6 protein-coding genes are annotated in these 11842 nt (G+C 67.4%); 2 read left to right on the forward strand and 4 right to left on the reverse strand.

The features are described 5' to 3' along the window. Positions 1 to 149: 149 nt before the first annotated feature. A complete protein-coding gene (locus ABZ827_RS19505; RefSeq protein WP_357238372.1) occupies positions 150 to 479 on the forward strand; it encodes a hypothetical protein in 330 nt (109 codons plus the stop codon). A gap of 361 nt (positions 480 to 840) precedes the next feature. On the opposite strand, the gene ABZ827_RS19510 is transcribed toward ABZ827_RS19505, so the two are convergent. The 3 genes from ABZ827_RS19510 to ABZ827_RS19520 all read right to left on the reverse strand — a co-directional run bounded on the left by ABZ827_RS19510 (position 841) and on the right by ABZ827_RS19520 (position 7353). After that, a complete protein-coding gene (locus tag ABZ827_RS19510; protein ID WP_357238374.1) occupies positions 841 to 6303 on the reverse strand; it encodes a carboxyl transferase domain-containing protein in 5463 nt (1820 codons plus the stop codon). A 308-nt stretch (positions 6304 to 6611) separates the two neighbouring features. Next, a complete protein-coding gene (locus ABZ827_RS19515) occupies positions 6612 to 6929 on the reverse strand; it encodes an amphi-Trp domain-containing protein (RefSeq protein WP_357238376.1) in 318 nt (105 codons plus the stop codon). 43 nt (positions 6930 to 6972) lie between these two features. Beyond that, positions 6973 to 7353, reverse strand: coding sequence for an SHOCT domain-containing protein (locus ABZ827_RS19520; RefSeq protein WP_357238378.1), 381 nt, complete (start codon positions 7351 to 7353; stop codon positions 6973 to 6975). Between the two features lie 374 nt (positions 7354 to 7727). Here ABZ827_RS19520 and ABZ827_RS19525 point away from each other — a divergent pair, with 374 nt between their 5' ends. Then, a complete protein-coding gene (locus ABZ827_RS19525) occupies positions 7728 to 8537 on the forward strand; it encodes an alpha/beta fold hydrolase (protein WP_357238380.1) in 810 nt (269 codons plus the stop codon). 232 nt (positions 8538 to 8769) lie between these two features. Here the strand turns inward: ABZ827_RS19525 and fxsT are convergent, their stop codons facing one another. Next, positions 8770 to 11832: an FxSxx-COOH system tetratricopeptide repeat protein gene (gene fxsT, locus ABZ827_RS19530; RefSeq protein ID WP_357238382.1), complete on the reverse strand. Its 3063-nt coding sequence runs from the start codon at positions 11830 to 11832 to the stop codon at positions 8770 to 8772. Positions 11833 to 11842: the final 10 nt, after the last annotated feature.

Raw genomic sequence — 11842 nt, forward strand, 5'->3', positions numbered from 1 at the left:
GAGTGTTATGAACAGCGAATTGCCCACCAGAGACCGAGGCGACACCGATGTTCCCGGCGCGGCTGCGTGGATACCCCCGACGACGCTTACTCAGTTGGAGCACCTACTGGAGGTCATGCGCCTGTGGGCGGAGGCTTCCCGGGAACGTCGTGCGTGACCGAAAACTCCCGCCGCCGGCGGTCGCGCTGATCCGGTTGGACATCCCGACGCGTGATATCGACCTGCACGAACTTGCGGAAAGACACGGGTATCGGCTGGTGTACACGGTCAAGACGGATATCGTCCCGCGGCTCGCCATTCATGCGCTGGCCAGACACGCCGCCGAGGTCGGGGCGGAAGCAGTAGTGGTGCCGAGTTTCGAGCACGCCGACAACATTCGACACCTCGTCACCGAGAACGCCGCGCTCATCACGCCGATGCAGCTCTATCCGCGCGGATACCGCTGGCCCGGCGCAGATCCCGAACGGGGGAGAGCTTGATGTCGGCCGACGCCGTTTTGCTGATACTGGTGATCGCCCTTATCGGAGTCACGATCACGCTGTGTCGGCCGGATGACCGTGGATGATCAGTCACCAGACGTGTTGTTCCTCCGTCAGTCGTGACGCCATCGATTCCTTCCGCATCCTCACAGCGGAGATCGCTGCCTCCTGCCTGGCTGGCGGAGGCCGCTGATACCCCGAAGACACCGCAGTGCGGCAATGTCTTCGGCGTGCAGGTCCCGGCATTCGCTACCCGAAAACGGCCGATGCCCTCGCCGACTGCGGGTCGGTGAGGGCATCGGTTGGAAGTTCGGCGGTGTACCCGTCGCCGTGTGCACGACGGGTACACCGCTCGGTCAGATCACCGCAGCCGGGCCTCGATGGCCTCGATGATGCGGGGGCGCAGTTCCGCGGCGCGGATGATGGCGTCGACGGATCCGACGTCCACGGCACGCTGGACGCTGTGCACCGCGTCGAATTCCGCGGCGACATCGCCGAGCTTTTCCGCCCGGACCGAGGACCGCAGTTCGTCGAGTTCCGCGGTGAGGGCCGCGCGTTCGGTGCCGGAGGAGTTCGCTGCGCGCTTCTCCAGGTCCCGGACCCGCTGGTCGGTGGCCGTGCGCTTGTTCACCTCACCGGCGAACACCACGGCGGCGGCGGGGGCGCCGCCGAGCACCGAGGCGACCGAACCTTCGATGGCCAGGACGGTCATATTCGGGTTCAGTGTCTTCGAGAACACCACGAACGCGCCGCCGTGATAGCGGGAGATCACGCAGAAGACGATGGGGCCCTGGAAATTGACGACGGCGCGGCCGATTTCGGCGCCGTACTCCAATTGCAGTTTGCGCATCGACTCCGGTGAACCGTCGAAACCGGACAGGTTGGCCAGGACGACGAGCGGCCGGTTACCGCTGGCCGAGTTGATGGCCCGCGCGGCCTTCTTCGACGACCGCGGGAACAGCGTGCCCGCGGTGTAGGTGTCGGGGCCGTCGGTCGACGGGAAACCGCGGCGCGGGACGCCCTGGGATTCGATACCCAGCAGGCATACCGGGATACCACCCAGATGCACGTCCTGGACGACCGCTGTTTCGGCGTCGGCCATACCGGCCCAGCGTTCCAGCACCGGGTGGTCCTGGTCGGAGAGCGCCCGCATCACCGTCCGGATATCGAACGGTTTCTTGCGGTCCGGGTTGGCGGTGGCGGAGAAGATCTCGCCGACGGTGGTGAAACCGCTGTCGGCCATGACATGCGGGAAGTCGGAGACATCGCGATCCACCGGGTCGGTGGTGGGCGCCCGCCGCGGGGTCTGCTCACCGGGTGCGACGTAGGTGTGGTCGTAATGCGACATCAGTACGCCGCGTGCGGCGTTGAGGTCCGGTGCCCAATACTGTGCCTGGCCGTTCGGGCCCATCACCCGGTCGTAGCCGCCGATGCCGAAGTTGTCCTCGGCCGAGACGCCGCCGGAGAAGTCCAGTGCCTGTTTACCGGTGAGCACCATCGTCGAATCCGGGGTCATCACCAGGATGCCCTTGGTGTGCATGAGCATGGTGGCTTCGGCGTTCCAGTACGGCTGCGCGCCGACGTTGATACCCGCGACCACGATATTGATCTCGCCGCCGTCCTGGGTGAACTCGACGATGCGTTTGAGCGCCGCCGCGACCCAGTCCATGTTCTCGGTACCGGAGGTCATCGAGATCCGCGCACCGGAGGACAGTGCGTACCACTCCAGCGGTACCTGCTTCTGCTCGGCCAGATCGAGGGCCGCGATCACCCGGCGGCATTCCGGCTCCGACAGCGCACCCAGCGATTTCGTCGGATCGCCGAGCAGCACCACCCGGGTGATGCCCTCCGGGTACCGCTCGGTCGGCGTGGTCACCACACCGGCGACCATGGCCGCGCTGTTACGGCCCTTGGGCCGGTCGACCGGAACCAGCGTGTGGTCGGCGTCGAGGTCGTATTCGGTGAAATCGCCGAGCTGATCGGTCAGCTCGTAGGGGTATACGGCACCGCGGCTGCCGGCCCGCAACACCTTCTGGCGGTATTCGTCCAGCGGCTCCACCGGTTCGTCGGACCGTTCACCGACGATGACCTGGGTGCCGCCGGTCGCGTCGAAGGCGATCCGCAGTGCGAGTTTGACCAGCTCACCGGTTTTCGGATCGGGCTGCCGGGCGATGAGCAGGATCTCCTCCAGCCCGGCACCGATAGTGGTGGGCCGGACGCGTTCGACGATCTTCTCCAACTCGCCGCGGCTCACATCGATCGGCGGCCAGATGTACATCACGATGCGGTTGGTCTGGAACCGTTTGGCGGCCGGGCGCCCGCCCTGCGCCCGCCGGATCGAATCGAGGCAGGTGGCGATGGTGCTCTCCGCCGTCGGCAGGGTGACCAGGCGACCGTCGTGATCGCGCAGTGCCGTCAGGTCGCGGACCTGGGCGAAGGCGACGAGCCGCTCATCGGCCGGGTTCTCCTTGGCCACACAGCGGAACAGGTACACCTCCTCGTTGTCCGAGGACGGCAGCTGGGTGAGGTCGAACTTGTGCAGCCGCTTCATCTGCATCCGCTGCGCGATATACGGGTGCAGACCGCGGATGAGGCGTTCCTCGTCCAGTCCGGTGGCCGACGGACGGAAGGTGAAGTGGTAGTGCATCACCGCGTTATCGCTGCCCGCGACGGTGGCGGTGATCCGGTGGACCTGGTTCGAGACCGCCTGGGCGTTCAGCACATCGTGCAGCGCCGCCGCCATGGCATCGAAATCCTCGGGCTGGTTCTCCCAGGACAGATAGATATCGGCTTCGATGGACGCGGTACCGGTCGCCAGTTCGTTCAGACCCCGCACGGTATCGGTGAGGGAGTCGAAGCTCACCGCGGCCGATACCAGGTTCACGCCCTTGCGTTCGGCGACGACGAAGGTACCGCCGCCGGCTTCCCGGGTGCGGACATCGGTGAGGTCCTTGTTGCCGTAGTAGCGGCGGGTCAGCACCTCCAGCATGACCGTGTTGTCCGCGGAGCCGCGGGACAGGCGCTGGCCCAGCAGGCGCACCAGCGGTTCGGTGGCGCTCACCATCTCGGCGATCCGGTCGGAGCGGTCGGCCGCCCCGGGGTTCGCGTCGAGGTAGCTGAGGTTCTTGCGCGCGTCGGTGTAGACGCGGGCCCGGTTGCGGCGCAGTACCGGCTGGCCGTACCAGGAGAAGACCAGACCGCGGGTGAGGTCGGCGATCACCGGGAACCGCACCTGGGTCGCGGCCACGAGTCGTTCGAGGGCCAGGCCGACGGGCTCACGCAGGGCCCGGTCGGGCATCGGCTCGCGCAGCCATTCCCGCAGCAGCGTCGAGATCACCTCGACGGTATCGGCGGGACGCTGCTGGGCGAGGAAGATCCGGAACACCGCGGCCTCGAGCTCCGGGGTGCGTTCCAGAGCGGTGACGCCGTAGTGCCCGAGCGCCGCGGCGAGCTTCGCCCGGTACGACTCCGGCAGTCCGGCCCGCTCGACGTCGAGGCTCTGCAGATAGGTGTGGAAGTGCTCGCGGGCACTGTGCACATGGCTGCCGCCGCCGTCATCGTCCGACGACCGGTTATGGCTCAGTTCGGCCAGGTCGGCGAATACCTGGATGAGGTCGAGTTCCTCGTCCAGCGGGCGGTGGTTGTCCGCGGCCGCGGCCCGGCGGGCCGTGAGATAGTCGTCGAGTACTCGGCGATCATCGTGCGGGTCGACATCGAATCCCAGCAGCACGCTGCGCAGATCCTGCCGGCCGCGGGCCATCCGCTGATGCGGCCGGCGGTGATCGGGCTCGTCGGGCAGATCGAGCTCCACCGAGACGGACGCCGCGGTGTCACCGGCTTCGTCGTCGTCGGCGAGCGGTTCGAGCCGGAGCAGCGGCGCACCGGTCTCCACCTGGGTGCCGACGGAGACCCCGCACTCCTTGAGCCGGGCACGGAACGGCGCGCGCAGCACCGTCTCCATCTTCATACTCTCCAGCACCAGAACCGGGGCGCCCGCCTCGACTTCGGCCCCGACCTCCAGCGGTGTGGCGACGACCAGCGCGGGTGCGGGGGAGCGGACGATACCGCCCTCGTCACGACTGATCCGGTGCGTCACACCGTCGATATCGACCAGATGGGTCGGGCCGTGTGTGCCGGTGATCAGGCGGTAGCGAATATCGTTCACCACGATCTGCCCGGTATGCCGGTCGAAACGTTCGAGATCGACATCGGCGGTGCGGGTATCGGCACCCGCCTCGATCCCGACCCGGAACCGGTGCGCGCCGGTGCGGGCGACCCGCACCCGGTAGCTCGCGCCGCGCAGCTTCAGATCGAGCGGCCGGCCGCTTTCGTGCCGCACCTGGGGGCGGCCACCGGCCGCCGTGGACAGTAGCCGGTTCTGCTCGACCCGCTCCTCTTCCTCGTAGGCATCGATGGCGGCGGCGGCCAGCGCGACCGTGGAATGCCGGTGGGAGACCAGCCGGCCCTCGCCGCGGACGCGATCGATCCAGCCGGTGTCGGCGCTCGCGTCGATCACCTCGGGCTGGTCCAGCAGGTCGAGGACGAAGCTCTTGTTGGTCGCGCCGCCCTCGATGATCACCCGGGTCTGCGCGATCGCGCGGCGCAGCCGGCCCAGGGCCTCGGCGCGGCTACTGCCGTAAGCGATGATCTTGGCGATCATCGAATCGAAATCGGCCGGGATCGTATCGCCCTCGCTGACCCCGGTGTCCACGCGGATTCCCGGTCCGGCGGGCAGGTCCAGATGGGCGATGCGACCGGGGGCCGGCGCGAAATCGCGGTCGGGATCCTCGGCGTTGAGACGTGCCTCGATGGCGTGGCCGCGCTCGGCCGGCGGTTCGCCCTCGAGCCGGCCCCCGGAGGCGACGTGCAGTTGGGCCCGGACGAGGTCGAACCCGGTGGTGGATTCGGTGATCGGGTGCTCGACCTGCAGGCGGGTGTTGACCTCCAGGAAGGCGAACAGCTGCTCACCGGGGTGGTAGAGGAATTCGACGGTGGCCGCGCCGCGGTATTCGACCGCGATCGCCAGCCGCTCGGCGGACGCCTTCAGATCGGCCGTCTGCTCGGGGCTCAGCACCGGCGAGGCCGATTCCTCGATGATCTTCTGGTTGCGCCGCTGGATCGAGCAGTCACGTACGCCCAGCGCCCACGCGGTGCCCTGACCGTCCGCGATGACCTGGACCTCGACGTGCCGGGCGCCGGTGACGAGCCGTTCCAGGAAGACGACGCCGCTGCCGAACGCGCGCACAGCCTCCTGGCGGGTGCGCTCGTAGGCGTCCACGAGTTCGGCCTCGTTCGTGATCACGCGGATACCGCGGCCGCCGCCGCCCGCTGTCGCCTTCAACATCAGTGGGTAGCCGACCTCGGCCGCGGCGGCCAGGGCATCGTCCACGGTTTCGACCGCGCCGCGGCTCCACGGCGCGACGGGCACCCCGACCTCCTCGGCGATCAGCTTGGCGCCGATCTTGTCGCCGAGTTTGCGCATGGCCTCCGGGCCGGGTCCGACGAAGGTGACGCCGATCTCTTCGCACAGTTCCGCGAACGCCGGGTCCTCGGCGACGAAGCCCCAGCCGACCCACGCGGCATCGGCCTTCGTCGCCACCAGGGCACTGCGCAGCACCTTCAGGTCCAGGTACGGACGTGCGGACGCCGGGCCGAGGTCATAGGTCACATCTGCTTCCCGCACGAACGTCGCGGTCCGGTCCACGTCCGTGTACAGGGCGACGGTTTCGATATGTTGCCCGGTTTCTGCGGACAGATCACGGACGGCGTGGATGAGGCGCATGGCGGCCTCTCCACGGTTCACGATGGCGATGCGGTTGAACACTCGCCGACTCCTTCCTGCGCAAGCACGAGCCCGGTCGGGCGAGGGGTTGCGGATACGGTTACGGGTAGTGTGCCTCGCCACCGCGCAGATGTGCACAGCGTGTGGGGGCTACTCGCACGTATTTTGTCGAGCGGGCGTCATGCGGCCCCCGGCGCGGCTGTATCGCGCATCGCGTCGAGCATCGGCGGAGTTCCGCGCGAAGTCCTGTTCACGCAGTCCCGGAGGCCGTTTTTCGCTCTCCGGGACTGCTGTCGGATCCGCGGTGGCCGGGCCCGGGGCCGGGTATCGCGGCCGCCGGGTACGCCGGTTTATTTCACGGAGCTTTTACGTGGACGGGCGCGACGTGGAGCCTTGGCCCGCTCCGTGGCCGCGGGGGCTTCGTCCGCCGGCTTCCGGGACGGGGTATCGCGCCAGCTGATCTCGATCTCCACCTCGACCTCGTCCCCGTCGACCTCGATCTCGAGCTCCCACCGGACCCGGTCGGCGACGAGAATCGAGAGCGAATCGCCTTCCGAGCCGAGTTCGGTTTCCGAACCGCCGGCCAGGGCACGGCCCAGTGCGATGAGCTGTTCGGCTGCTTCGTCCCGGGAGAGTTCGGATTTCCTTTTCAGCTCCAGCTTCGGCACGGAAACTCCTGACCTGGGGGCAGTGGGGCCGGATACGGCTATATCAGCTCAAAGCCTTGGATTTCAGGATGTCGAACTCGGCCTGGGTGATCGTTCCCGCGTCGAGCAGTGCCTTCGCATCGGCGATCTGGTCGGCAGACGATTTTCCGGCCACCTTTTGTATGTACTGGTCTGTCGCCTGCTTGGCGGCGTCTTGTGCTTCGATCTGGCGTTCTGCCATACCGGAGCCGCGCGCGATGAGGTAGACGAATGCTGCGAGGTAGGGCACGACCACCAGGAAGATGATCCACAGCGTCTTCGCGATTCCGGACATTTTGCGATCGCGGAACAGATCCACGATGACGTGGAACAGGATGATCAGATAGGCGACGAACGCGAAAACGAGCAGCGTGTACCAGAGCAATTCCCAAAATGTGTCCAACATGGGTGGCCATCCTTCGGATGCGGCAATCCACGGTGTGGATTGATTCAGTTTCGAGCAGATCGAATACGCACGTTCACCCGGCTGATTTCTGTCTTACGAGTCTAGAATTTCTGGGGCCGCCGCGATATCACCTGCGGCGGGTGAGTCCACATCTGTGCCCGGTTTCGTCGTCCGCGGGTCGCGCGTCGCACCCCGGCGAGGGCCCTCCGGCCACCGCGAACGAGGGCGACCGGAAGGATGGCACCCGCGGCCGACCGATTCGGCCCGCGGTCGCCACAGGGGTAAGGATCGCCACGATGTATCGCGGTGGTGCGCCGCGCCGCCGGGTTGCCGGATCCGGCAGGCGTGTCGGTGGCCAGTGGGACGCTGCCGTCATGAGTTACGCGACAGGGGTCGACGGAGCCGAGATCTGGTACGACGTGATCGAAGGCGGCGCCGCCTCGCAAACCCCGCTTGTACTGGTCCAAGGGCTTGCGCTGGATCACCATGGATGGGATTCGGCGGTCGCGGATTTCCGGGGTCGCACGACAGTCGTTTTCGATCACCGGGGGACGGGTGCGAGTGAGGACCGATTCGCCCACGACTGGTCGACCCGTGATTTCGCCCGCGATGTGATCTCGATTCTGGACGGTGCGGGGATCGATCGCGCACATATCTACGGGCATTCGATGGGCGGGCGTATCGCACAGTGGCTCGGGGCGGAGCACAGCGAACGGGTCGTCTCGCTCGTCCTCGGCGCGACCACCGTCGGTGACTCCACCGGTGTCTCCCGCCCGGAACACGCGACGAAGGCGCTCGCGTCGGGTGATCCGGCCGAGCTCGCATCGTTGTTCTATCCCGCGGCGTGGCTGCGCGATCACCCGGAAGAAGCGGGCAGCGTGATGCCGGCGGCGGCATCTCCGGCCGCGATGCAAGCCCACCTCGGTGCCGTTGCCCGGCACGACGGTCCGGAGTCGCGCCGTATCGGCGTCCCGGCTCTCGTCGTTCACGGAACGGACGATGAACTGACTGTTCCGGCGAACGCGACTCTGCTCGCACAGCACATCCCCGATGCCGAACTCGTGGAACTCCCAGGGGCCCGCCATGCCTACTGGGTCGGTCGACCTCGAGCGCATGAAGTCGTCAACCGGTTTCTCGCCGCCAATGATCGGTCCCCGCACCGAGGGGGCGCCCGAGCCCGGTGATGTGGTCGTCACCAAACGGCGTGTCAGTGCCTTCGCGGGCATCGGGCTCTGGTGGAGAAAGTGTTCCCGCAGCAGGCGGAGGTCGTTACCGTCACCGACTGGACTCCGGGAAACTCCTGATCACCTGGCTGGTCCGAGTCGCGGAAGGGCCGGTGTCGGTGGGTTGACTCGCGCCGGCGCCGAGGCCGCGGCGGTCGCTTAGTCGGTTCGCCCGGCACTCCGGACGCCGGGCTCACATGGGTGGCGGCTCCACATCGCAGGTGCCTCGGCGGCGGGCGCGTGCGGCCTGATATTCGGGGTGGTCGTCGCCCAGTGTTTCGAAATAGCGTTCCAGTGTGTCGGTCTCGAGGGCGTCCGCTTCCTCGGTACGTCCCAGAGTGCGCAGGTCGAGTCCCAAGTTGACGGCCGTTTGCAGCGTGTACGGGTGATCGGCGCCGCGGATACGCCGGCAGCGAGCCAGGACGTCGGTGCCGAGTTCGACTGCCTCCGCTGCCTTGTTCAGGCCGGCGAGGTCCGAGGCCACGCCGGACCTGGCCGCCAGGGTGTACGGATGTTCCTCGGACAGTCGCCTGGTGAAGACGGCGTCGGCCTCCTGATCGAGGGCCAGCGCCTCCTGGTAGCGGCCGGCAGTGCGGAGCGCGGCGGCGTAGTTCACCGCGCAGGCGGCCGTGTACGGATGGTCCGGATAGCCGTTCGCGCAGCGCCGGTACGCGGCTTCCGCGTGTTCGACCGCATGCTCGGTGTCGCCGAGGACGCGGTAGTCGTTCGCCACATTCGTTTCCGCGGCGATGGCCTCGGGGTGGTCGGCGCCGTACACTCGCAGATGATTGGTGAGTACGCCGCGCTGTGTTTCCAGTGCCTCCTCGTACCGCCCCGCCTTGCGGTACGACACCCCGAGATTCTTGCGCGCCCGCAGTACATGTTGCTGGCGTGGGCTCCCCAGTAATTTCAGGAAGTCGGCGGAGACCTGTTCCTGCAGGACGACCGAGGTAGCCGCTCTGCCGAGTTCGCGATAGTTACGAGCGACGTTGTTCACACAGTGCAGCCGCATGATCGAGCTCTCGGCGAGCATCGGATCGTTCTGGAAACGTTCGTAGTTCGCGGAATCGATTCGCATCGCGTCCGCGAAACGGCCCATGACCCGGTATGACACAGCGAGGTTGTGGGCCGCGCGCACCGTTTCGATACTGCTGTCACCCAGGCATTCGAGAGCCCACGCATGGGACTGCTCGTTGAATTCGACTGCCGCCGCCCAATCGCCGGCCATCCGCAGACAGGCGGCGATCAGATCGCTGGACCAGATGTACTCCTCCGGATAGCTGGCCCGGACCTGCTCCACGCCGTCGCGTGCCTCGATGGCCGCGTGCCGCGCACGGTCGAGATCGCCCATCTCCCAGAGCGCGTTACCGGTGACGATGCGGATCCGGACCACGCCGATATCGGTCTCGCCCAGCAGTTTCGACCACGCCTCGGCGGCCCGCAGTCCCAAACCGGCGGCGGCGGTCAATTCGCCCTGCACCCGCAGTGCCGCGACTACCCGGCGGACGAGTTCGGGCAGCTGTGCGCACGGATCACCCGGCTGTGCGACCCGATCGCAGGACAGTACCTCGGTATGCGTGATCTGCTGCCACAACCACAGGTACCGGCCCCAGAGCGCGGGCAGGTCGGTGCGCTGCGGATCCGCGTCGCACAGCACCTGGTGCGTTATATGCCGGTTGGTCTCGGCGAGATCCTTCGGCAGAAAGTCGTGGATACCGTGCCACGGCACGGTATGAATACGCAGCGCCCGCCCCCGGTCGGTCAGCGGGTCGACGCAGATCTCGGCGACCGAATCCCGGACGGCCAGATCCAGCACATTGCGCCGGCGATGTTCGTTCGCCAGTGCCTCGGCGAGCGGCTCGGGCAAGCGCAGGCCCGCACGCCGTTCCGAACCGGGCAGCTGGGAGGTCAGCAACGCCATCGAGATCGACTGCCCGGGAGCGAAACAGGCCAGCAGCCGCAGTAGTTCACCGGCCGCCCACGGGTCCGATCCCACCGGTTCGTCGAGCAGCGGCCGCAGCGAGTCACCGATAATGGACGCGGCCCGCCGGTAGGACCGGGCCATATCATCGTTCAGCACCATGAACGGCGCCGGCTGAACCTGCCGGAGCAGCGCTTCGTCCACGGGCTCGATACCGCGTGCACCGCGGTGGGCCAGCGCGTTGAGCAGGACGGGACTGCCGTCGAGTGCCGTACTGAATCGCCGCGCCAGTTCCTCGGGAAGGTCACCGATATGCCGGCGCAGGAAATCGGCGCCCTCGCCGACAGTGAACATGGGCACCCGGATCGGTTGCGGCGAACTCCAATCGGACACCTTCGAGGTCAGCAGAACATGTCCGATGCCGTCCCATGGCACCATCTCCGACAGCAGTGCCGGTTTGCGTGGGAGCGGTAACTGCTCACGGCCGGTGCGGTGGTGGTCCGGGGTGACGTTGTCGTAGACGAGCAGGTACCGCTTGCCGGTCCGGCGCAGTTCGTCGACCACGTCTTTGTGCTGGGTTCCCCGATTCGGAGATTCGGGCAGTCCGAGCGGCTCCGCCAGCTGGGCGAGCTCGGTACGCATCAGGGCGCCGTTCTCACCCGAAATCCAGGCGATGAGATCGTATTGGGAGCGGAAGCGGCGCACATAGGCCGCGGCCAGCCAGCTCTTCCCACTGCCGGCCACCCCGGTGAGCACGGCCGCGCCGGTCTTGTCCAGGCCGTCACGGATCGCGGCGAGTTCCGGTTCCCGTCCGTAGAACCAGTCCGGTCGATGTGGTGGCAGAGTTTTGGTCTGGTAGTCGACGAACATCTGCTCGTTCGGGTACCGGACCCGCATCCGGGCGGCCCGCCCCAGCGTCTCGGGCGCCGTGATCGCGCCGTCGGGCCGGCCGAAAGCGCGCAGTACCTTCGCCCGGGCCGCGTTCTCCCCGGGTAGCAGGCGCAGGTCGACCGCCGCTATCCGTTCGGCGACCGGGGGCACATCGGCGGTGGCCACGATCACCGCGAGTACACCCGCCGGCTCGGATCCGTAACGCGCCCAATCCTCGGCCGCCGCGCCGGTGGCCCGCATAAAGCTATCGCTGATCACCAGGGCCGATATCCGGCCGGCGTCCGCCGGCGGCAGTCCGTCGCCCGGGTCGACGCGCAAGAGTTTCATATCGAGCCCGGCATCGGTACCGACCTGCTGTAACCACATTCCCCACACCGCGTCCTCGGCCGCATGGGCGACGATGATCGGCTCGGCCGCGGCCGGCTCGGGGGAGGTATGTGCCACGTTCGGTACT

The organism is Nocardia sp. NPDC019395, assembly GCF_040632335.1.
In the GTDB taxonomy this organism is placed as follows: domain Bacteria; phylum Actinomycetota; class Actinomycetes; order Mycobacteriales; family Mycobacteriaceae; genus Nocardia.